The sequence below is a fragment of the Ruminococcus sp. RTP21198st1_G1_RTP21198_201120 genome (assembly GCF_040924265.1).
GTDB classification, from domain to species: domain Bacteria; phylum Bacillota; class Clostridia; order Oscillospirales; family Ruminococcaceae; genus Hominimerdicola; species Hominimerdicola aceti.
In genome coordinates, this window is sequence record NZ_JBCOMH010000009.1 from 94,829 (window position 1) to 117,245 (window position 22,417).

The 22,417-nt window shown below is 42.2% G+C and carries 19 protein-coding genes; 15 read left to right on the forward strand and 4 right to left on the reverse strand.

Going from position 1 to position 22,417, the window contains the following annotated elements:
- Positions 1–8: 8 nt before the first annotated feature.
- From AB5627_RS07530 to AB5627_RS07555, 6 genes are all read left to right on the forward strand, one after another.
- Complete coding sequence (locus tag AB5627_RS07530; RefSeq protein ID WP_022288358.1) at positions 9–1,112, forward strand: cell division protein FtsQ/DivIB; 1,104 nt, start codon at positions 9–11, stop codon at positions 1,110–1,112.
- A 255-nt stretch (positions 1,113–1,367) separates the two neighbouring features.
- The gene (gene ftsZ, locus AB5627_RS07535; protein ID WP_022288359.1) at positions 1,368–2,498 is read left to right on the forward strand and encodes a cell division protein FtsZ; all 1,131 of its coding nucleotides are present in this window, start codon (positions 1,368–1,370) and stop codon (positions 2,496–2,498) included.
- Positions 2,499–2,817: 319 nt separating this feature from the next.
- Positions 2,818–3,807 carry a hypothetical protein gene (locus tag AB5627_RS07540; RefSeq protein ID WP_022288360.1) on the forward strand — a complete coding sequence of 330 codons (990 nt, stop codon included), beginning with the start codon at positions 2,818–2,820 and terminating at the stop codon, positions 3,805–3,807.
- 9 nt (positions 3,808–3,816) lie between these two features.
- Positions 3,817–4,374, forward strand: a complete 558-nt coding sequence (locus AB5627_RS07545; protein WP_022288361.1) for a FumA C-terminus/TtdB family hydratase beta subunit — start codon at positions 3,817–3,819, stop codon at positions 4,372–4,374.
- A 236-nt stretch (positions 4,375–4,610) separates the two neighbouring features.
- Positions 4,611–5,171 (forward strand): sigma-70 family RNA polymerase sigma factor, encoded by a 561-nt coding sequence (locus AB5627_RS07550; RefSeq protein WP_265290860.1) that lies wholly within the window; start codon positions 4,611–4,613, stop codon positions 5,169–5,171.
- Between the two features lie 96 nt (positions 5,172–5,267).
- Complete coding sequence (locus AB5627_RS07555) at positions 5,268–5,546, forward strand: zinc-ribbon domain containing protein (RefSeq protein ID WP_022288363.1); 279 nt, start codon at positions 5,268–5,270, stop codon at positions 5,544–5,546.
- A gap of 50 nt (positions 5,547–5,596) precedes the next feature.
- On the opposite strand, the gene AB5627_RS07560 is transcribed toward AB5627_RS07555, so the two are convergent.
- Positions 5,597–6,406 (reverse strand): AraC family transcriptional regulator, encoded by an 810-nt coding sequence (locus AB5627_RS07560; RefSeq protein WP_022288364.1) that lies wholly within the window; start codon positions 6,404–6,406, stop codon positions 5,597–5,599.
- A gap of 115 nt (positions 6,407–6,521) precedes the next feature.
- Here AB5627_RS07560 and AB5627_RS07565 point away from each other — a divergent pair, with 115 nt between their 5' ends.
- Both AB5627_RS07565 and AB5627_RS07570 read left to right on the forward strand, forming a co-directional pair.
- The gene (locus tag AB5627_RS07565) at positions 6,522–9,524 is read left to right on the forward strand and encodes a glycoside hydrolase family 2 (protein ID WP_022288365.1); all 3,003 of its coding nucleotides are present in this window, start codon (positions 6,522–6,524) and stop codon (positions 9,522–9,524) included.
- Positions 9,525–9,534: 10 nt separating this feature from the next.
- Positions 9,535–13,020, forward strand: a complete 3,486-nt coding sequence (locus AB5627_RS07570) for a sugar-binding domain-containing protein (protein ID WP_368369767.1) — start codon at positions 9,535–9,537, stop codon at positions 13,018–13,020.
- Positions 13,021–13,057: 37 nt separating this feature from the next.
- Here AB5627_RS07570 and bsh read toward each other — a convergent pair whose 3' ends face one another.
- Positions 13,058–14,032 carry a choloylglycine hydrolase gene (bsh, locus tag AB5627_RS07575; RefSeq protein ID WP_022288367.1) on the reverse strand — a complete coding sequence of 325 codons (975 nt, stop codon included), beginning with the start codon at positions 14,030–14,032 and terminating at the stop codon, positions 13,058–13,060.
- Positions 14,033–14,255: 223 nt separating this feature from the next.
- On the opposite strand from bsh, the gene cls reads away from it, so the two are divergent.
- Together cls and mgtE are read left to right on the forward strand one after the other, a co-directional pair.
- Positions 14,256–15,785, forward strand: a complete 1,530-nt coding sequence (gene cls, locus AB5627_RS07580) for a cardiolipin synthase (RefSeq protein WP_022288368.1) — start codon at positions 14,256–14,258, stop codon at positions 15,783–15,785.
- A gap of 291 nt (positions 15,786–16,076) precedes the next feature.
- The gene (mgtE, locus tag AB5627_RS07585) at positions 16,077–17,507 is read left to right on the forward strand and encodes a magnesium transporter (RefSeq protein WP_022288369.1); all 1,431 of its coding nucleotides are present in this window, start codon (positions 16,077–16,079) and stop codon (positions 17,505–17,507) included.
- A 94-nt stretch (positions 17,508–17,601) separates the two neighbouring features.
- Here the strand turns inward: mgtE and AB5627_RS07590 are convergent, their stop codons facing one another.
- Positions 17,602–18,153: a hypothetical protein gene (locus AB5627_RS07590; RefSeq protein ID WP_368369768.1), complete on the reverse strand. Its 552-nt coding sequence runs from the start codon at positions 18,151–18,153 to the stop codon at positions 17,602–17,604.
- Entirely contained in the window at positions 18,140–18,667 is a 528-nt protein-coding gene (locus AB5627_RS07595) for a hypothetical protein (protein ID WP_368369769.1), read from the reverse strand. Before AB5627_RS07595 ends, AB5627_RS07590 begins: the two co-directional genes overlap by 14 nt.
- Positions 18,668–18,921: 254 nt before the next feature.
- On the opposite strand from AB5627_RS07595, the gene AB5627_RS07600 reads away from it, so the two are divergent.
- The 5 genes from AB5627_RS07600 (at position 18,922) to AB5627_RS07620 (ending at position 22,416) form a co-directional block, all read left to right on the forward strand.
- Positions 18,922–19,458, forward strand: a complete 537-nt coding sequence (locus AB5627_RS07600; protein ID WP_022288371.1) for an RNA polymerase sigma factor — start codon at positions 18,922–18,924, stop codon at positions 19,456–19,458.
- The gene (locus AB5627_RS07605) at positions 19,451–20,122 is read left to right on the forward strand and encodes a DUF4367 domain-containing protein (RefSeq protein ID WP_022288372.1); all 672 of its coding nucleotides are present in this window, start codon (positions 19,451–19,453) and stop codon (positions 20,120–20,122) included. Before AB5627_RS07600 ends, AB5627_RS07605 begins: the two co-directional genes overlap by 8 nt.
- A gap of 88 nt (positions 20,123–20,210) precedes the next feature.
- Positions 20,211–20,633: a hypothetical protein gene (locus AB5627_RS07610; RefSeq protein WP_022288373.1), complete on the forward strand. Its 423-nt coding sequence runs from the start codon at positions 20,211–20,213 to the stop codon at positions 20,631–20,633.
- A gap of 109 nt (positions 20,634–20,742) precedes the next feature.
- On the forward strand, positions 20,743–21,189 hold the full coding sequence (locus tag AB5627_RS07615; RefSeq protein ID WP_022288374.1) for a hypothetical protein: 447 nt from the start codon (positions 20,743–20,745) through the stop codon (positions 21,187–21,189).
- Positions 21,190–21,204: 15 nt separating this feature from the next.
- A complete protein-coding gene (locus tag AB5627_RS07620) occupies positions 21,205–22,416 on the forward strand; it encodes an ABC transporter permease (RefSeq protein ID WP_022288375.1) in 1,212 nt (403 codons plus the stop codon).
- Position 22,417: the final 1 nt, after the last annotated feature.

The window sequence follows — 22,417 nt, forward strand, 5'->3', positions numbered from 1 at the left end:
AGAGAAAAATGAACGGAACTTACAAGGAAAACAGAATGAACTCACAGCGGCCTGCGGCACGTCGGCAGACAGTGAATATGCGCAATGTGTATGTTGCCAGCTTTTTTGCGGCTGCGGCGCTGCTGCTGGTGCTGAGTATGTTTTTGTTTTTTAATGTGTCGGAGATAAAAATAGAGGGCGTTACCCTTTACGAGCAGGATCAGATCCTTGGCGTGGGCGGCGTTTCAACGGGACAAAACCTTGTGAGGACGAATACGGATATAGTTGAAAAGCGTTTGAAAGATACTCTTGTGTATCTTGATGATGTCAAGGTCACAAAGAAATTTCCGTCAACACTTGTTATAACCTGCACAGAGGCCGAAAAGGCGGCTGATATCGAGTATAAAAATTCATACTATGTGCTGTCTACTTCGGGAAAGATACTTGAAACGAAAAATCCTGCTCCGACAGGGGATATACCTGTTATAAAGGGCTTTGAGCTTAAAAGCCTTAGTCAGGGCGACAAGCTTGCTTCTGAGGATTCATTTAAGGCGGATATCCTTAAAGAGCTTCTGAATGATCTTCATGATCTGAAATTTAAAAATATAGACTCTATTGACCTGACCACCCGTTCGGATATCAAGCTTATGTATGACGGCAGGCTTGAAATAAAGCTTGGAAGCTCAGTGGATATGGAATACAAGCTTACATATCTTAAGGCGGTAATTGACAAGAGCATTACTGACGATTACGAGGGTACGCTTATTTACAATGGTGCTGACAGCGGCATTTCGGCTATTCCGAAATCGCAGGACGAGTCGTCAAAACCTGACGACACAAGCTCTGCAAAGCCAGATGACAGCAGCAGTGCGGTATCGGCTGATACTAATATTGATGACGGCAACACATGGGACGGTGATAACTCATGGTCAGGGGACGATAGCCAAGGCTACAGCGACGATACCAACGCATGGGACGGCAATGATGATGCTGACAATGCAGGCACAGATCAGTGGACAAACGAGAACGGAAACACCGACTGGGAATATGATAACGGCGGTGATCAGGGCTATACCGACAATGGATATGCTGACAACGGCTATGTGGACGATCAGACGAACACAGATTGGTAGGGGTCAGGATAACTAATTGTATAGTATACACAAATGAAACTGAAAAATCAGTCGTTTTATTGATAATTAATAAAAAGTTTATAATGGTTTCATTTAAGTTCTTTACTTTTTGACAAAAGTATGATAATATATTATTGTATCTATTTATGTGCATATTCGGCACATAGGCTTTTTTGCATTTTATTTTTGATTTGATAAATTGATATGTAAAAATACGGAGAAGTATGAAAATTCGCTTTTAGGAGGAGTTCTATTATGGGTTACGAGTATGTTGAAGAGCCAGTCGTAGGCGCAAAGATCAAGGTAATCGGTGTCGGTGGCGGCGGTGGAAACGCACTTAACTGTATCGCACAGGCCGGTATCGAGGGAAATGTTGAATATATCGCTGTTAATACTGATATTCAGGCACTGCATAAGTCAGCTGCACACACACAGATCCAGATAGGTGAGAAGCTTACTCACGGTCTGGGCGCAGGTGCAAAGCCTGAGATCGGCGAGGCTTCCGCTCAGGAAAGCAAGGACGAGATCGAGAACGCTATCAAGGACGCTGATATGGTATTCATCACAGCAGGTATGGGCGGTGGAACAGGTACTGGTGCTGCACCTGTAGTTGCTGAGATCGCACAGTCACTTGACAAGCTCACTATCGCAGTTGTTACAAAGCCTTTCAAATTTGAGGGCGCTAAGAAAATGGAGAGAGCGGAAAAGGGTATCGAGGCTCTTATCAAGCACGTTGACGCTCTTATCGTTATCCCTAACCAGAACCTTATCACAAACGAGATGCGCCTCACTATGAAGCAGTCTTATGCTATCGCTGATGAAGTTCTTAAGACAGACGTTATCGCTATCGCTGAGATCATTACAAGACATGATGAGATCAACGTTGATTTCGCTGACGTTACTACTATTCTTAAGGGTGCAGGAAGAGCGCATATTGCTATCGGCCACGGCGAGGGCAAGGATAAGGTACAGGATATCATCAATCAGGTCATTTCTTCTGATCTGCTTGAAACTTCTATCAAGGGTGCGAGAAGACTTATCGTAAACGTTACAATGAGCGAGGATCTCCTTATCAGTGATATGGACGAGCTTACTGCTGCTATAGCAGACGCTGCTGACGATAACGTTGAGATCATTTTTGGTAACGGTACAAATCCTGATACCAAGGACGCTATGGACGTTACTGTTATCGCTGCTGACTTTGTTGACAGAGATGACGTTCCTGAGGCTGCTGCACCAAAGGCTGCGACAACATATACTGCAAATTTTACTCAGAAGGCTGACGACGCAAAGGCTGACGCTGAAGCGATGCACAAGGCTGGCGTTAAGGCTGCTGATAATCCAAATTATTACGACGATATCTTCAATATCTTCAAGAACAAGTAATAATGCTTTCAAAGGCGGATCGGCGTTTACGCTGTCCGCCTTGTTTGAACCAAAATCGGAAAACGTTTACATAATTAAAGGGATTTTCGTATTCTCAGAAAATTATCATGATATTGAAAATTTTTCGCAAAAGCACTTGAAATCTTACGGAAAATTTGATATAATTATTCTGTGATAAATATGATTTTAAGACATTTTGTATAAATTTCAGTTGCTATTTTGTATGGAATAATGAAATTTTTGAAAACGGCTTAAATCAGTTGAAAAATAACGTGGTTTATTGTATAATAGAGATAATCACTAATGTGGAGGGATTGAAATGGCTAGTAATGGTTATTTAAGAACGGTTAGAGTCGGCGGATTTGATAAGCAGGACGTTCTTGCTTATGTAGACGACCTTACTTCTAAAATTTATACTCTTGAGGCTCAGGTCAATGACCAGAACGAAACTATCGAACGTCTTGAGAAGCAGGGCGGCGCTCAGAAGCAGGACTTCGAGGGCAAGAAGGAACTTGAGAAAAAGGTAGAAGAGGCTAAAAACAAGATAGCCGAGCTTATGGCTAATACTGATACAATGAAGGTTCGTATCGCTGACTATGAGCAGCAGGTAACTGAAAAGGACGCTGAGCTTGAAAAGCAGAAGCAGGAGATCGAGGATCTTAAAGAGAAGCTCGAAACTGCTGAGGCTAATGCCGGCACAGCCACTCCTGCATTCGATCTTGGAAGCGTGTTCATGGAAGCTCAGAACACAGCTAATAAGGTCGTTCAGGAAGCTAAGAAGGCAGCTAAGCAGATGGAAGATGAAGCTAAGCAACTTCAGGATCAGGTTCTTGCTGACGCAAACGCACAGGCACAGAAGCTTGTTACAAATGCTCAGACAGAGGCTGATACTACACTTCAGACAGCTAAGTCAAGTGCTGCCGCAATGACAGCTGCCGCTAAGCAGGAGGCTGAAGCTGTTACAAGTGCTGCAAACAAGCAGGCTGCCGAGGTAACTTCTAAGGCTAACGCTGAAGCTGAGGCTGTTACATCTAAGGCTAACGCAGAAGCCGCTGACGTAACATCAAAGGCAAATGCCGAAGCTGCAAAGGTAGTAAGCGACGCTAAGAACGAAGCTAAGAACATCAGAGCACAGTCTGCTGATCTGAGAGAGTCTGTTAAGACACAATTCACAAGTCTGAGCGAAACTGTTCAGCAGCTCGTTACATCACTTAACGATCTGTATGGCAATAGTATCGGTGCTGTAAACACTGCAAGAGATCTTATTGACGATGGTCTTTCTCTTGTAAGCGATGATGACGCTGAATAATAGTTTGTCATGTCGGAAATAAGAAAGGTGCGTTCCGAGGAGCTTAAAGCGGTGAGCGGAGAGCTTAAATGCGGTGACAAGATATTGCTTTCGGGCGTTGTGTACACTGCAAGGGACGCTGCACATAAAAGATTCAATGCTTTGCTTGACGAGGGAAAGGAGCTTCCTATCCCTTTGAAAGACGCCGTTATCTACTATGCCGGACCTACTCCTGCACCTGAGGGAAAGCCTATCGGTTCATGCGGACCGACCACTTCAGGAAGAATGGACAGGTTTGCACCGAGATTGCTTGATCTTGGATTGGGCGGAATGATCGGCAAGGGCGAGAGATCACAAGAGGTAAGGGACGCCGTGATAAGAAATGGTGCGGTCTATCTCTGTGCTATAGGCGGTGCGGGCGCACTTGCCTGCAACTGCATAAAGTCTTGTGAGGTAGTGGCTTTTGAGGAGCTGGGCTGTGAATCTGTGAAAAAACTTTACGTTGAGGATTTTCCTCTTGTTGTGGCTGACGATTGCCACGGAGGGGATATTTTCAGCGATGGCAGAGCAAAATACTGCCGTGTATAACATCAAAGTTGCGTAAATTGCGGTCAGCCGTGTATTTCGACACGGCTGACTTTTTGTTTGTTGAAAATCACAAGAATACATTCTTAAAACTGTGGTATGTTACAAATATTTTCACAGGGACGGCGGATTTCGTCAATTCTCTTGACTTTTATGGTCTAAAATGGTATTATAACATTACGCAGTGGCATCAGAATGGGGCTTTGCGGTAATTTCTACGATTAGGTGGGCGGTATTTTTTGAGAGGCGATCGGCAGGATCAGCAGAAAAAGCTTTCAGATGAGCAGCTTGTGCTAAATGCACAGAGTGACAAAACGGCTATCGGTGAGCTTATTGCGAGATATATCTGTACGGTGGAGTTTCTGGCAAAAAAATATGGCGCCGAGGTTCACGAGGATCTTGTCCAAGAGGGGCTTATGGGGCTTCTGGGTGCGGTTAGGACCTATCGTGAAGACAAAAATGCGAAGTTTTCAACTTACGCTACAAAATGTATAAAAAATAAGATCATTTCATCTGTTCACAGAAATGCACTTCTTTCAGGCGGCGAGGAAGCTGTCCTTGAGGCTATTCTTGGCGGCGGTGGCACTGTACCTGAGGAGGTCGTAGTGGAGCGTGAGGAGCTGAATGAGCTTTATGATAAGATCACTTCTGCACTTTCGGAGCAGGAGTGGCAGGTATTTCAATCGTTTTTGAGAGGAATGTCATACAATCAGATAGCATTAGGCTTGGGCACGTCGGAAAAGGCGGTAGACAATGCAATGCAGAGAGTCAGACGGAAATTGAGATCACTGTTGAGATAGGAATATGGCCGTATAGCTTAATAGCAGAGCGTTGTTTATTCAAAGGTGTCGGTGCAAATCCGACTAGGCACAATTTTATGTAATGAGGTAAGAACCATGTACGAAGACAAGACATTAGTATGTAAGGAGTGCGGAAACGAGTTCGTTTTCACAGCAGGAGAGCAGGAGTTCTATGCTGAGAAAGGTTTCGTAAATGAGCCACAGAGATGTAAAGCTTGCAGAGATGCAAGAAAGGCTGCTACAAAGTCTGAAAGACAGACTTATACAGCAACTTGTGCTTCTTGCGGCGGCGAGGCTGTTATTCCTTTCAAGCCAAGAGAGGACAGACCTGTTTACTGCAGTGAGTGTTTCGCTAAGATGAAGGAGCAGGGCTAATTTTTCTGCATAATTGAGCTGCCTTTGGGCGGCTCTTTTTTTGTTTGTGGTTATTTGATCTGGCGGAAAGCGGAGGGGGTCATGCCCTCGTATCTTTTGAAAAGCTTGCAGAAATAGCTTTCTGAGCAAAAGCCTGTTTCCTCGGCTACCTGCTCGATGCTTTTTTCTGTACCGGTAAGCAGGGCTTTGGCTTCTTGGATACGACGTTTTGCGATGTATTCCATTGGACGCATACTGAGTTTTTTGCGAAAAAGCAGACAAAGGTGCTGTTTAGTTACTCCTGACACACTGCAAAGCTCGTCCATTGTGATAGGTGAAAAATAGTTGTAGTTTATGTAGTCCAGTGCTTTCATAAGGGCGGAGGATACTGACGTGGCAGGGTCTTTGTAGGCGATAAGGCGGTAAAACTCCATAAGAAAATCATACAAATAGCCAGAGGCTTTGTAATTGCCGAAAATACTGTCGGTTCGCAGAGCATTGTGCATTTTGCGGAAAATATGCTCGAGCATTTTTGTGTCGCTGAGGTGAAAGGTTTTAAGCTCGGTAAGGCCGAACTGGGTAAGGATATCATTGGCGGCATATCCGCATGGGACTATCCAGTGGATATCCCATATATCCTCTTCTGGATAGTATTCGTGGGGCGTTTCAGCGGGTATGAATATGGCGGTATCATGTGGTATGGGAATGGCTTTATTCTCAAAGATAAGCGTGCCGCTGCCTTTGGTGCAGTAGAGGATCTGGTCATAGTGATAGCCCTCGGGTCTTATAATGTGATCCTGACAGTGATGATGACCCATATTTTGCAGATATAGTGGCAGGGACTTTTCGTTTCCCAGGATAGGATAATCGGCAAAGAACAAAAATATCAACTCCATATTCATATTGTTATAAATTAATAATATCATTCATTGACTTGCCTGTCAATAGCTGATAAAATAATTACAGTAATTTATAAACTTGTAAAGGAGAACATTTATGGATATTTTAAAGCTTGCGGCGGAGAATTCGCCAAGATCGAAAATGATATATCATGAGGATACTCAGGCACTGCACATTGGCACGCTTGACAAGCACTGCTATTTTGTGCCGTTTGCAAAGGGGCAGGATCCTTTTGAGGACCGTAAAAATTCTCAGCGAATGGAGCTTTTAAACGGCAACTGGGGTTTTCGCTATTATGACAGCATAATAGACCTAGAGGACGATTTTATTCACGAAAAGTTTGAAAACACTATCCCGGTGCCGTCAAACTGGCAGCTTTACGGCTATGACAAGCCGCAGTATACGAACGTGTGCTATCCAATACCATTTGACCCGCCTTTTGTGCCTGACGATATACCTGTGGGAGTTTATCAGCGTGAATATGATTATTCCCCTGACGGCATGGACAGGGTGCTTGTGTTCGAGGGTGTGGATAGCTGTGTTTATTTGTATGTGAACGACAGCTTTGTGGGATATTCACAGGTTTCTCACGCTACGGCTGAGTTTAATATTACACCATATCTTGCTGAGGGCAGGAATATCATTACTGCCGCTGTGCTGAAATGGTGCGACGGAACTTATCTTGAAGATCAGGACAAGATAAGGCTTTCGGGAATTTTCAGAGATGTTTATGTGCTGTCAAGACCAAAAATGCGTCTTGAAAATTATATCGTGAAAACTGTTCTCGGTGAAAATGGCTCTGCAAGGCTGGAGTTTACGGTATTCGGCTGTGATGTTTCGGCAAAGCTTTGCGATGATGACGGTGTTACAATGGCTCAGTTTTCGGCTTATGACGGTGAGAGCGTTGAGATAAAGTTAGAGAACGTCAAGCTTTGGAGTGCTGAAACACCTTATCTTTACAGGCTTACTATCAATGCAGGCGACGAGGTTATCGGCGAGGAGGTTGGCTTCAGAGATGTAAAGGTGGATAAGGGCGTTGTTAAGATAAACGGCAGGGCGGTGAAGTTCAAGGGTGTAAATCGTCATGACAGCTATCCTGACACGGGATATTATGCTTCTTATGAGCAGATGAGAGCTGACCTTGTGCTTATGAAGAAGCACAACATAAACGCTGTGAGAACGTCACATTATCCTAACTCCCCTGTGTTTTATCAGCTTTGCGACAGGCTGGGGCTTTATGTTATTGATGAAGCGGATCTGGAGTCACATGGCTGTGTGGAGGTCTATTATGACTACAAGTGGGACTATTCAGATTACAACGGCATTGCGATGCTTGCTTGCGACGAGAGGTTTGGCAATGCCATAAAAGATCGTGCGGAATGTCTTGTAAAGCGTGACATCAACCGCCCTTGCGTGGTGTTCTGGTCATTGGGCAACGAGAGCGGATATGGCAAAAATATGCTTGATGAAGCTGAGCTTATAAAGAGGCTTGATGATACAAGGCTTGTGCATTATGAAAGCACACACTGCCTTGACGGAACTTCCGACAGCGTGCTTGACGTAGTTTCGGGTATGTACTGGGATCTAAACGGGCTGAAAGGCTATCTTGAAAAGCCTGAGGAAAACAGACCTCTTGTGCAGTGTGAATACTGCCACGCCATGGGAAATGGTCCGGGAGATCTGGAGGATTATCACAATGTGTTCTATTCCAATGAGCGTTTCTGCGGTGGCTTTGTGTGGGAGTGGTGCGACCATTCTGTGCCGCTTGGTAAAACGGCTGAGGGTAAGATAAAATACGGCTACGGCGGAGATTTTGGGGAAAGACACAATGACAGCAATTTCTGCATGGACGGTCTTGTTTATCCTGACAGAACGCCCCACACCGGGCTTTTAGAGGTAAAGCAGGTATACAGACCTGTGCGAGTAACAAAAGGGGAAAGCGAGGGAAGCTTTGTTTTTTCAAGCACGCTGGAGTTTGTGAACGCTGGGGATATTCTCGATTGCCGCTATGAGATAACGGACAAAAACGGTATTATACATATCGGCAGGGTGGATTTTGACATCGAGCCTATGGGAAGCACTGTGGTGAATGTTCCCAATGATACAGCGGAGTATGAAAATGAAACATTCATAAGGTTTATTTTCACTGCAAAGGAGGACACTGACTATTGTGAAAATGGCTATGAGGTGTGCTTTGATCAGCTTAGGATAGCAGAGGGCAAGGCTTGTAAGGTCGCTGAGGTGAAAGGAAATGTTGAGGCTGTGGAAACGCCTCTTGATATCACTGTGACAGTGGGAGATGTTGTTTACCGCTTTGACAAGCGTAAGTCGGCGTTTGTATCTGTGAAATTCGGCGGCAGAGAGCTTCTTGACAGACCATTGCAGTATAACTTCTTCCGTGCGCCTACGGATAATGATGTCATGAAGTACAATTGGTACAAGGTGCATCTTAATGACTTTGATGTGAAAAGCTACGGCTGTGAGCTTTCAGCAAGCGAGAACAGAGCGGAGATAAGCGTCACACAGTCTTTTGGCTGGTCCATACAACAGCCGTTTTGCAGGCTGAAAGCTGTTTATGTTATTGACGGCAGTGGGCTTGACATAAAATGCGAAGCGGAGTTTTCAAATAAGATAGATATGCTTCCAAGGTTCGGTATAAGGCTTTTCATGCCAAAAGATTTTTCAAGGGCGGAATATTTCGGATATGGTCCTACAGAAAGCTACATTGACAAGCGTCAGGCTTGCTATATGGGCAGATTTGCGGCTGATATCGGGGATATGCACGAGGATTATATAAGACCGCAGGAAAATTCATCGCACTATGGGTGCAGATATCTCACTGTGAGCAGTAAGGACACAAGTGTGATGTTCACTGCGGGAGAGGAGTTTTCATTCAACGCTTCTCAGTTTTCGCAGGAGGAGCTTGCGGCAAAGGCACATAACTATGAGCTTGAAAGGTGCGAGAGCAATGTTATCTGCGTTGACTATGCAATGGCAGGGGTAGGTTCTAACTCCTGCGGACCAAGGCTTGCGGAGAAATATCAGCTTGAAAAGCCTTTGATAAATGCACATTTTCATATTCAGATAAGTAAAATATAAAGGAGTTTTTATGGATATCTGTGAAACACACTCAGACAGAAAGCTTTTTTGCAACGATTGGGAATTTTACAAGGCGGCTTTCGGCTCTGACTACTCAGAGGACTTTGCTTTCAAGCCTGTGGACATTCCTCATGATTGGCTTATTTATAATACAAATGACCTATATGAAACTTCTACAGGCTGGTACAGAAAGGCTTTTTCTTACCAAAAGAAAGAGGGCATACGCACTTTTATCCGCTTTGACGGAGTTTACATGGACAGCAAGGTGTATGTGAACGGTGCTTTGGCAGGGGAGTGGAAATACGGCTACTCGGCATTTATGTTCGATATCACCGACCTTGTTAAGGACGGAGAGAACATTATTACTGTCCGTGTGGATCACCACTCGCCAAACTCCAGGTGGTATTCAGGAGCAGGCATTTTCAGAAAGGTTTGGCTTTGCGAAAGCCCTGAGATACGCTTCGGCAATGACGGCATTTATATCATCACGTCAAAGCAGGAGGACGGCTGGCTTGTAACTGTCAATGCTGAAATGCTTCGTCCGGTGGGTACTCCTCTTGTGGGTATACGCATTAAAAACACTATCCTCGACAAGGACGGCAAAGAGGTGGCAAGCTATGAGTCTGACGCTTGTGGGGCGGATATTTCCTGCATACCTGAGGCTGTGCGTGTGAAAGGCGTGAGCTATTCTCTCACCGCTCAGACCATGACAGTGAAAGACCCTGAGCTTTGGGATATCACCTCGCCTGTGCTTTACACCATGGTGTCGGAAATTCTTGTGGACGGCGGCTGTGTACAGCGTGTAGATCAGAAATTCGGCTTCAGGACTATCAAATTCAAGTGCGACAGCGGTTTTTATCTCAATGGCAGACACGTTAAGCTCCACGGCTCATGTGAACACCATGACAACGGCTGTCTTGGGGCAGTTTCCAATCCTGCGGCTATAAGGAGAAGATTTAAAAAGCTACGCAAAATGGGCATAAACGCTATCAGGACCTCTCACAATATGCCTGCGGAGGAGTTTATGGACATCGCTGACGAAACAGGTATGCTCATTCTCTCTGAGGGCTTTGATATGTGGGAGAGGTCAAAGACCGACTATGACTATGCCAGATTTTTTGATGAGTGGGTAGAAAAGGACGTTGCTTCATGGGTGCGCTGTGACAGAAACTGCCCTTCTATCATAGGCTGGAGTGTGGGAAATGAGATTTTTGACACACACGCTGACGAGAGAGGTCAGGAGGTAACGGCTTGGCTCAAAAGGCTCGTCAGGCTCCATGACCCTGAGGGCAACGGCTATGTCACATTCGGCTCTAACTATATGCAGTGGGAGAACGGTCAGAAATGCGCTGATATTCTCAAGCTTGCAGGCTATAACTACGGTGAAAGACTTTATGAGGAACACCACGCCGCTCACCCTGACTGGATGATATACGGAAGCGAAACGGCTTCTGTTGTTCAGAGCCGTGGAATTTATCATTTCCCACTGTCTGAAACCTTGCTAACTGATGATGACGAGCAGTGTTCATCTTTGGGCAATAGCTGCACAGGCTGGGGCGCAAAGAACACTGAGGCTTGCATTATCCCTGACCGTGACGCAGAATATTGTGCAGGTCAGTTCATTTGGACAGGCTTTGACTACATAGGCGAGCCTACTCCATACAGCACGAAAAATTCCTACTTTGGTCAGTTCGACACAGCAGGCTTTGCAAAAGACAGCGCATATGTTTTCCGTGCAGAGTGGACAGACTATAAGGACGACCCGTTCGTGCATATTTTCCCATACTGGGATTTCAGCGACGGACTTCCTTGTGACGTGAGAGTTTGCTCAAATGCTCCGAGAGTTGAGCTTTTCAAGGACGGCGTTTCAATGGGTGCATATGATATCGACCACAAGCATGGCAAGGAGCTGACAGCGAACTATATCATACCATATGAAAAGGGTGAGCTTAAAGCCGTTGCATATGACGAGAATGAAAATATCATTGCAGAGGATATACAGCGTTCATTCGGGGACGCTGTTAAAATAGAAGCTGTCCCTGACAAGACAGAGATACTTGCAGACGGCTCTGACCTTGTTTATATTGAGATATCTGCATTTGATAAGGACGGCACTTTCTGCGCAAACGCCAACAACCGTGTGAACGTGAGCGTTGAGGGTGCGGCAAGGCTTATGGGTCTTGACAACGGCGACAGCACAGACTATGACCAGTATAAAGGCACATCACGCAGACTTTTCTCAGGAAAAATGCTTGCTGTTATTGGTGTGGCTGATAAGACGGGGGAGATAAAGGTAACGCTCACATCAAAGGGTCTGCCTGACTGTGTTGTTACCCTTGATGCTGTTAAGGCAGAATATGACAGCGGCACATCATCGCTTGAAAACGTGGGCTTTGCTCCTACTGAGTGTGGAAGAACAGACGAGATACCTGTGAGAAAGATAGAGCTTTATACTGATACTTTTACTCTTGGCAAGGATAACCCTGAGATAACAGTGAAATATAAGGCGCTCCCTGCCAATTCGGATTATGCCGAGGATATAGAGTTCAGGGTAACAAATGAAAAGGGCATAAAATCTAATCTTGCAGAGTGCGAGGTAACAGCAGACAGCATTAAGGTGAAAGCAAAGGGCGACGGAAGCTTCTGGCTTCGTGCAATGTGCAAAAACGGCACAGAGCGTTATCACATCATTTCTATGCTCAAATTCACTGCTGAGGGTCTTGGAAACGCACTTACCGACCCTTATCAGTTCGTTATCGGCGGACTATTCACAAGGGCGAGCGACAACGTTTCAAGCGGCATGAAGAAGGGTGTAGGCTTTGCAATGGGCAAGGTAACATCATGGGCGGCATATGATAATCTTGACTTCGGCAGTGCAGGCTCTGACACTGTTACGGTGCAGATATGGGCGAACACCCTTGACCCTGTTAAAATAAGCTTCTATGACGGAATACCTGACGAGGGCGGCAAGCTTCTTGGCACGTTTTGTTATCACAAAGAGCCTGAGTGGATGATCTTCAAGCCTGAAACTTTCAAGCTTTCAAGAAAGCTCAAGGGTATTGAGACCCTTTGTATCCTTACTGAGGACGGTTTCCAAGTGGGCGGTTTTAACTTTGAAAAGGAGAGCCGTGAATTTGCGGTGAATAATGCGGCTGATGCTGACAACATTTATGGTGACAAGTTCACAAAGGGCGAAAAGTGTGTGACCGAGATAGGCAACAACGTTATGCTTGATTTCGGCGAGTTCGATTTCTCTGAAAAACAGCCGAGCAGGCTCGTTATAAGCGGAAAGTCACCGCTTGCCCTCAACAGCATACATCTTATCCTGAACGGCAGTGATGGCGAAAACCGAATACTCTGCGAGTTCAGGACAGATGACAGCGAAAATTATGCTCAGAAGAGCTTTGATATCTCAGGTATCAGCGGCAAACAGAAGGTCTCATTTGCGTTCCTGCCGGGAAGCAACTTTGACTTTGAATATTTCAGATTTGAGTAATAAAAACGCTCCGTACAGATTTTGTACGGAGCGTTTGCTAGTTCTGAAAGTTTATTATCTCGTTGGTTATCATAGGGTAGGCAATAAGCTTGGCGGAGTCAAGGTCTTCTTTGTGCATATCAACAGCGGATATCTGATGTCCGTTGTAGGTGGTGTAATAGTAAATGCCCTTGTCAGTATTGCAGCAGCTTGTATAAATGGTTATCTCATACTTGCTCTCTGCCACCTGGCAGCAGCCCCTTTGCTGGTCAACTGAGTTTAAGATGTGGAAGAACTGGCTCACACTGCTTTGCTCGTCAGGGGCGGAGCGTGAGTTCATTTTCACAAATGCTACTCTTATAAATCTTGACTGCGAGGACAGGTCACCCGGAAGTCCCATTGCACCCATGCCACGGCTGTAGGAAGTAAGGTCAAGCTTGTCTGAAAAAGTGTTTTCAGGCTGTTTTGGAGAAAGTCTACGGAAATCGTTGAGCCTGAACATCTGCATATCAAAGGTTGGATTGTTCGTCAGCACTCCCACGGGATCGTTATAGACCTTTATGCCTTCTTTTACAGATTCCACTACGATACAATCGTTCTTGTCTGCTATTATCCAATGGAGCTGACCTGACGGCATTTGCGGGCTGAACTGAGTTTTGGTTATGTTTATCTTTTCTATAAGCGTCCTTGCTTCTGTCACGTTTGCACACTGACAGAGTATCCATGGGATAAACTCAAACTGTGCAACGTTGTCCCTGCCGTCGATATCATCACGGTAAAAGGCATTGCCAACAAAGTTAAGACCTGCCATGGCAAGACCTTTTTCATTGGCGGCGTCATAGAAAAGAGGATAATCCTGAGCAACATGAGCTGTGCCTATTACCGCATAATGGGTGGCTATCCTGCCCATATTAACAAAGTTAAGGGGAAAGTTTCTTGGCATTATGACTATTTCCTCACCGTAGGAGCTTTCATAGTCAAGGGTTCTTCCAAAGTAAAAATCGTTCGTTTTATAAGTTGCCGCAGTACACATTTTGTTACCTCCGTTATCAATTATATTATTTTTGTAGGGGCGAACAGCTCGCTCGCCGGCTGACAAAGTTATCCGCAGGACTCGTTATATTTAATATAACACTTTTTGCAGTTAAAATCAATGGCGTTGACTTATGTTAAAAAAATTGTTATAATAGTGGTAACATCGCATAATGATAGTGTTTTGTTGTCCTAAGATGATAAATGAAAGGAGCGAAACGAAGTTGACGTGGAACAATGTAAAGAAAATAGCAGGCAGAGTGGTGGCGGTGATAGTTCCTGTGGCGATGCAGTTTTTGTGGTATCTTCTCATACTTAAATGGCTCAGCAAGGCGGCAGGGCTTCTCAGCATCGTGCTTACTGTGCTGTCATTTCTGTTTGTGCTTTATATCAACACAAAGCGTGAGGAGAGCAGCTACAAGACCCTTTGGCTTATTGTGATACTTACTTTTCCTGTGCTTGGTGCAGTTATGTATATAATTTTTGGCAATAACAATACTGCGAAAAAGCTTGAAAAGAATATCACAAAGGCAAGGCTTCACATGGACTATGAGCTTTCTGACGGAGAAAAGTGCATAGGGGAGCTTGAACGTGAGGACAAAAGGCTTGCTCAATCGGTGAAAAGGATAAGCGACGCAACGGGATTCCCTATGGTGAAGCTTGACAGCGCAGAGTATTTTTCCGTGGGCGAGGAAATGTTCGCTGATATGTGCAAGGAGCTTGAAAAGGCTGAGAAATATATTTTTGCAGAGTATTTTATTCTGCAAAACGGCAAATTTCTCAACACTGTGGTTGATATTATGGCGAGAAAGGCAGCTCAGGGCGTTGACGTCAGGATAATGTATGACGACCTTGGAAGTATCGCAACTTATTCTCTTGCAGACGCTTTGAAGCTTGGGGAGAAAGGTATAAAATGTGTGCCTTTCAATCCGTTCCTTTTTATAAAATCACAGCTCAACAACCGTGACCACAGAAAAATAATGGTGGTGGACGGCAGAGTTGCATACAGCGGCGGAATAAATCTTTCAGACGAGTATATAAACATAGGCTCGAAATATGGTCACTGGAAAGATATCGGCTTTAAGATAACAGGCGAGGGCGTAAAAAGCTACACCTATATGTTTATGGAGTTCTGGAACGCTTTTTCAAATGACATGATACCTCATGACCTTGTGGGGGAGAGCTTTGAAAAAGAGGGCAAGGGTGGCGACGGCTATGTTTTGCCTTATTATGATTCCCCTATGGTGGACGAAAATGTGAGCAACACGTTTTTTTCTGAGATGCTCTATGCCGCAAGCGATTATGTGTGGTTCTACACGCCGTATCTGATGCTTGGGGACAGCCTTTTTGACGCTTTTATAAGGGCGGCTAAACGTGGGGTTGACGTGCGCATCATAATGCCAGGTATCGCTGACAAAAAGGTGGTTTTCAGGCTTTCGAGAAGCTATTATCGTCAGCTTATCGAGGCAGGAGTGAAGATATATGAATACACCCCTGGGTTTGTTCACGCAAAGGGCTGTATATGCGATGACAAGCTTGCGGTTCTTGGTTCGGTAAATCTTGACTATAGAAGTCTGTTTTTGCATTTTGAGTGCAGTTCTATATTCTATGATTCGTCTATAATAAAGACTTTTAAGGCGGACATTCTGGATACTCAGAGCAAGTGCAAACAGCGTACACTGGAGGACACGAAGCGTGGTTTCTTTGGACGGCTCATTGACGGCGTGCTAAGGATATTTGCACCATTGCTTTAACAGCTTTTTAATATTAAAATAAGATTTTGGGTGTTGATAGATCTTTGCTAAAATGGTATAATGTCGAAGGACTAATATAATACGGAGGTGAATAAAGTGGCAAACTGCGACAGTTGCGGGTCTAACGGGCAATTATGTATATATGTGAACACAGCCGACGGGCTTCGCTTTGCGTTGCCGTTTTATTCGTTGTGATCTGATATATCTGCCCGTGTGTGACCTGTCATGCACGGGCATTTTTATGCCTGTTTGTCCCTCACGTCATAAAAAAATGAAACGGAGGACAAGCAAATGAAGAAAAATGAACTGAACAAAAATGTAATTTTAAACGAGGACGCAGTAAAGAACATTCACTGCGACGAGATAACCGCTGTCATCAACAGCAATGATTCCCCGAAAGCCATGATGAACAAGCTTGACGATTATCATGGCAGTGATATCGCAGAGGTAATAAGTACGTTTTCTGTTCTCAACAGAAGAAAATTCTATCGTGTGTGCAGTCTTGAAATGCTGGCAGAGATATTTGAATATCTTGACGAAAAGCAGGCAGGGGAGTATCTCAGGGAAATGGATATCCACAAGGCTTCGGAGCTTATATCGGAGCTTGACACTGATACAGCGGTGAATATTCTGTCTGAAACAGATAAGGACAGGAGAAGCCTTATTATAGACGCTGTTGCACCTGATGTACGCAGTGAACTCAAGCTTATCGCTTCATTTGATGAGGAAGAGATAGGAAGCAGAATGACTACGAACTGTATTATCATTGACGAAGACATGACTGTAAAGCAGGCAATGAACGCTCTTGTTAGTCAGGCGAGAAAAAATGACAACATCTCAACGCTGTTCGTGGTGGACGAAAATAAGGTTTTCAGCGGAGCTATAGATCTGAAGGATCTTATCACGGCTGACAGCGAGGTGGAACTTGAGAGCATAACGGCAACTTCTTTCCCATATGTTTACGCCAACGAGCAGACTGCCGATTGTATCGAAAAACTGAAGGATTATTCAGAGTATATTATACCGGTGCTTGACGATTCAAACAGACTGCTGGGAGTTATCACGGCGCAAAATATCATCGAGGCGTCAGATGATGAAATGGGCGAGGATTATGCAAAGCTTGGTGGTCTTTCTGCAGAGGAGGATCTTAACGAGCCTGTGTTGCAGAGTGTGAAAAAGAGATTGCCGTGGCTCCTTGTGCTGTTGGGACTTGGCATGGTGGTGTCAACAGTGGTGGGAGCGTTTGAGAAAGTTGTTGCACAGCTCACTCTTATTGTGGCGTTTCAATCGCTGATACTTGACATGGCAGGAAATGTTGGTACACAATCCCTTGCAGTGACTATCCGTGTGCTTACAGACGGAGGCCTTACTGCAAAGCAGAAGCTTCACCTTGTGTCAAAAGAAATGCGAGTTGGACTTCTAAACGGCACTCTTATAGGCATGCTGTCGTTAATAGCAGTGGGGCTGTATATTTTCTTCTTCAAGGGCAAGGGGCTGGTATACTCCTTTGCAATGTCGGGCTGTATAGGCATTTCACTTATACTTGCCATAATAGTATCCAGTGCAGTGGGCACGCTCACACCGCTTTTCTTTAAGAAAATAAAGATAGACCCTGCCGTTGCGTCAGGCCCTATGATAACCACGCTGAACGATCTGGTGGCAGTTGTGGCTTACTATGGAACTAGCTGGATATTCCTGCTGAATGTTTTGAAGCTGGGGTAGAAAAAAATAGAATAAGATAAAAAAGCCGATCGCATCCATTTTGGTGCGGTTGGCTTTTTCAGGTTTGGCTATTAGATTCAAGGTAATGCCTATCTTATTGAATAATTCTGCATTTGGAGTTTTCTTCAATTTCTGAAAAGACCTTTTTTTGATCGATTATTGAATCATAGTATGACTTCCTTATTTCTTTGACCAAAACTAATTTGTTATTCTCAATTTTTTTGAATTGATAAATGCCATAGATCTTATGGTTGAAAAAGTAAATGAAAGATACCAGTTTTTCATCTGACAAAAGTTCACCATTTTGTGATTTTACGAAAGACATGATCATATTATAACCACGCAATTTGCTCTTTTTGTTTAAGATACGAGTAATGTTTTTTACATTGTTTAGATGTGCTGAAACAACTGTTGTTATAAAGAAACATACATTTACAAAAAGGGCAAAAGCATTGCCGAATTTCTGATTATACTCAACGGTTGTAGCGGCGACAAATTCTAGAATAACAAGTATTTTTACTAAAGATGATGATAAGAAAACTTTATCGTCATCAAGCAAGAGTGAACCATACGTTACAAAGAAAATAGCGGATATTAATATGTTTGCTAATACCAAACAGCCTAAAGGGTTGTTATTTATATTCAATACTAATCCTATAGCCTAATCCTATAGCAATCGTAATTACAATCACTGTAAATAATGTATAAAGTGTAGGAACAACAATATTCTCATATATTCTTAAATTTCGTATCTTTCCAAGTATAATTTTGTATGCAAATTCAGATTCATTAAATGGAGTTGGATTTTTGTCATTTAATTCAAATATTCTACCAGTTATGTATTTCTTTATTTCAACCTCATTTTTATCATTAATTAACTGATCTAACTGATAATATTCCTCAGTCGTTTTAGTGTATTTTAATAAATCATAAAATTCATTAAAATCAGTATCATCTTTGTTGATCTGCTTTAAAGCCGATTCAAATGTAGCTCTTGCTTCACGAAATTGTTGGTCTTTTTGGTCACGATACTTGTTTGCACTTTTGTGATACATATTAAATATCCAGCTTAGTATAGCTATGACCGCTGTTATGATTATAGTGTTTACTCCGTCTTTCTGTATACGTTCAACGATTACTTCTGAATTTATGTTTACCATAAAAACCTCCTATTTATTTTAGTCTTACACTATAAATAATAGCGAAAGTAGTCGTTTCGTGCATCATATTGTTGATTTATATTTGAATTTTTGTAGCTTTAACTAAATTGAATGGCTCAATCATGTTAGTTTTATACAAGTATAAATCGCAAAATGTATTATAATTTCGGGTTATAAGTTTATTTGTTGGTATCTTGAAAAGTATGTCAATATGTGTTATGCTTAGTAACATAAGTAACTCAGGGGGGAATCAAATGTTAGCTGTATGTATGACCTTGATAGACAACGATAAGGATCAGACGTCTTTTGAAGATTTTTATTACAGAAATCGTCAGATAGCCTATGCTTTTGCATACAAGATCTTGAATAATTCTGCGCTGGCAGAAGAGGCTTGTGCAAATGCTTTTTTCAGCATCGCAAAATGTTTTAAAAAAATTCACAATTATTCTTTGCACGATATGGACGCATATCTTATTAGAACTATTAGAAACGCCTGTTATGCGATCTACAATAAGGAAAATCAAAATCCAACATCGTCTATATTTGATCTTAAGGTGGAAGATGAGCCGAGTGAGGATTTTTATGATGATATTGACTTAGATCTGCTTATAGATGCGGTAAGAAAGCTGGATGATAAACTAAAGTCTGTGATAGCATATAAGGTCTATTATGATCTGACTGCTGATGAGATCGCACAGATCATGGGCATTTCTAAGAGAACGGTATTTAATTATCTGAACAAAGCCAAAAGACAAATTTTAGATTTGATCGGTGGTGATCGTTTTGAATGATAAGTTAAGACGGGCAATAAAAACAGGCATAATTGATGAAGACTATAAGGATTATTTGGCTGTTGAGAAAATTCCACATGATTTTTCGGAAAAATATGAGCAGAGAATTGGCGAGCTGATAAAAACTAACAGAAAAAGCGGTCACAGACATATAAAGATCACTCTAAGATTTGCTGCGGCGATAATAGCCGCGGTGCTTGCAGTCGGCTCTGTTACAGTCGCCGCCGTGCCGCCGCTGCGTGAATGGTTTGTTGGAGTTTTTGTACAGGATAATAATAAAAACGCTGAAATAACGCATATAAAAGATAATTCTTTGGACGATTTTAGCATTTATAATTTTGTTAAGTATGTACCGACATTCGTACCTAGCGAATTTGAAATCAAATCTGTTGTCACTAACGATACAAGGCATGAAATACATTATATATCAGGCGATAAATACATAAACTATTCGCAAAGTTCTTTGACAGTGTCTAATCAGGTAGATACCGAAAATATGAAGACTGAATGGGTAGATATTAACGGCAAAAAAGCATTCATTTCATATGACAGTGAATATACAATAATTGCATGGACAGATGGAACTTATGCTTTTGAAATAGACGGTAATTTGTGCAAAGATGACATAATTCGTATGGCAAATTCAGTTAAGTCTACGAATTAAAAATATTTTCGATAATTATTGTCAAAAAACAGCGTGCTTTCATGTTTTAATTTATGTGGAAGGTTTTTATGGGAAAGGAGGTGATCTTATGTTAAAAAAATTTATTTCTACACTTGTTCTTATATGTGTGATGACTTGCTGCTTTAGTTTTAATGTTTTTGCTGAAACAACAGTTGATGATGAAATAGCATTAATGAATTTATATACGAACAAAATCAGCACAAACATCACACGTTCCAGTTCTAAGAAAATTTCATATGATTGTTCCGTTACAGGAAAATCAACGGCAACAAAGATAACAGTTTATCTTTATCTTCAGGAAAATGTGAATGGTTCATGGAGAAATGTTCACGTTTTAAGAAAAGAGGTCAACGGGAAATACTTGACAGCAACTGATTCCTACTCTAGTGCGATCTCAGGTCATAAATATCGTACGGAATTACAGGTGTATACCTACAGTGGAAGTAAGTCAGAATACTTAGAACTTCATAGTACTGTGTTGAATTTTTGATGAAATTCAAGTGAGCATGAAGATATTCTAAGTTAAGCACAGGTCAAAAAATTATTAGTTGTATAATTAAAAATTCGTGATTTATTGCGAAACGAGAAAGGGAATAAGTATGATTATTAAGAAAATTGTTACGGGAATTGTTGCATTGGCTATTGTAAGCACTATGGCTGTTACTACTGCATTAGCAACTACGTCAGCAACCAAAGAGGTATATGGTCAGTCATATGCTTATTCAGGAAAGCTTGGAAATAATAGTTACGTGAGTTGGAATATTAAGGGCGATTCTTCAACTGCAATGACTACTGCGGGAAAAACAGAAAGTAAGTTTCAACGTTACATAAAGGTATCGGTTGAATGCAGAAATACAGCAAATAATGCTGTTATATCAAATCAGACAAATGAGATAACAACAAAAAATGCCGGAACAGGTATTGGAATTAAAAGAAACAAGAATAATTCATATGTTTATTATATCCATCGTGTAAAAGTTAAAACCGATAAGGATAATCAGTATACTATAGACGATGTTTATTATCGTATAAATCAAAATAAGTAATATTAAGAGGACTAAATGAAATACGTTTTTATTAACCTGAAAAATTTTGCCGTAAAGAATGTACTTATCTTTATTCTATTTATTGTTTGCGCCGTTACTGATGTGCTTATAATATTGTTTTCACATGGTGCATTTCAGAATTTTAAAGCAAGCAAGGATTTTGAAAAGCAAAAGAAGTATGTATTTAACTATACTTTTTCATTTGGCGATATAATAGATACTCAGGAAGACAGTGATGGCAGGATCTTGTCTTATTTTGGAACAGATTCTATAACTCCTGTTCAGCTTCGGGAGGTGCTTGACAAGCTTGATGATAATTCTAAAGCGTCAATGCCGGGTATGTATTTTAGTTTAATGTTTGATCAAGACGAGCTTAAAATTGATGAGTGTTTTGACGACGGTCAACCGTATCTTATGTCCGCGGTGCGTATTCAATATGATGAGGAGCTGAATGATTATAGTTTATACGAATCGTATGTCGACAACATGAGTATACGCAAAGGCAGATATTTTACTAAGGAAGAATATGCTTCAGACGAAAATTTGGTCGTGCTGCCTAGCGGCGCAAAAGACGATATGATCGGCAAGAATGTTGAACTGCTTGGCAAAAGCTATAAGGTCATAGGCATATTCGGTAATACTGTACAAGAGGAATTTCAGGTGCCATTTAAAACGTTGGGTGATAACTGCACTATTTCAAGCATAAGTTTTCTTGATGACAATGCTCTCGATACAGAAAGCTTTTTTAAGCTGAAAAAAGCTTTCAGCGAAGTTCTAACGTGTAATGTTAATTTTCCTCCGATAGACACGATCGATATGACTGAAATAAAATTCTACAATTCCGTTATATTTATGTCCGTAGCCGTTGCGATAGCTTCTGCAATAAATCTTGCAATGCTTTTCAGATACATAATAAGATCCCGTGCTAAACAGACTGCTATATTCATGCTGTGTGGCTGCACGTCAAATAAAATAAGACGGATGTATATAGCCGAGATAGGTATGATATCAGTGACGATATATGTGATATTTGCATTGGTATTCAATTATGCGCTGCTTCCTAAGCTTACTTTGTTTTTTGAGTATATCAAGGTCGCATATAATTTCAGGGTATATATGACCATATTTGGAATATATATTATTTCTATTTATTTGTTCCTTAACATTGTGATATTGTTTACCAATAAAAGATCCCCTGTGAAAATGATGAAAGAGAGGGGAAAATAAT

Coding starts and splice junctions, on each gene's coding strand:
- AB5627_RS07530 (WP_022288358.1), top strand. CDS start 9: ATGAACGGAACTTACAAGGAAAACAGAATGAACTCACAGCGGCCTGCG.
- ftsZ (WP_022288359.1), top strand. CDS start 1,368: ATGGGTTACGAGTATGTTGAAGAGCCAGTCGTAGGCGCAAAGATCAAG.
- AB5627_RS07540 (WP_022288360.1), top strand. CDS start 2,818: ATGGCTAGTAATGGTTATTTAAGAACGGTTAGAGTCGGCGGATTTGAT.
- AB5627_RS07545 (WP_022288361.1), top strand. CDS start 3,817: ATGTCGGAAATAAGAAAGGTGCGTTCCGAGGAGCTTAAAGCGGTGAGC.
- AB5627_RS07555 (WP_022288363.1), top strand. CDS start 5,268: ATGTACGAAGACAAGACATTAGTATGTAAGGAGTGCGGAAACGAGTTC.
- AB5627_RS07565 (WP_022288365.1), top strand. CDS start 6,522: ATGGATATTTTAAAGCTTGCGGCGGAGAATTCGCCAAGATCGAAAATG.
- AB5627_RS07570 (WP_368369767.1), top strand. CDS start 9,535: ATGGATATCTGTGAAACACACTCAGACAGAAAGCTTTTTTGCAACGAT.
- bsh (WP_022288367.1), bottom strand. CDS start 14,032: ATGTGTACTGCGGCAACTTATAAAACGAACGATTTTTACTTTGGAAGA.
- mgtE (WP_022288369.1), top strand. CDS start 16,077: ATGAAGAAAAATGAACTGAACAAAAATGTAATTTTAAACGAGGACGCA.
- AB5627_RS07595 (WP_368369769.1), bottom strand. CDS start 18,667: ATGGTAAACATAAATTCAGAAGTAATCGTTGAACGTATACAGAAAGAC.
- AB5627_RS07600 (WP_022288371.1), top strand. CDS start 18,922: ATGTTAGCTGTATGTATGACCTTGATAGACAACGATAAGGATCAGACG.
- AB5627_RS07610 (WP_022288373.1), top strand. CDS start 20,211: ATGTTAAAAAAATTTATTTCTACACTTGTTCTTATATGTGTGATGACT.
- AB5627_RS07615 (WP_022288374.1), top strand. CDS start 20,743: ATGATTATTAAGAAAATTGTTACGGGAATTGTTGCATTGGCTATTGTA.
- AB5627_RS07620 (WP_022288375.1), top strand. CDS start 21,205: ATGAAATACGTTTTTATTAACCTGAAAAATTTTGCCGTAAAGAATGTA.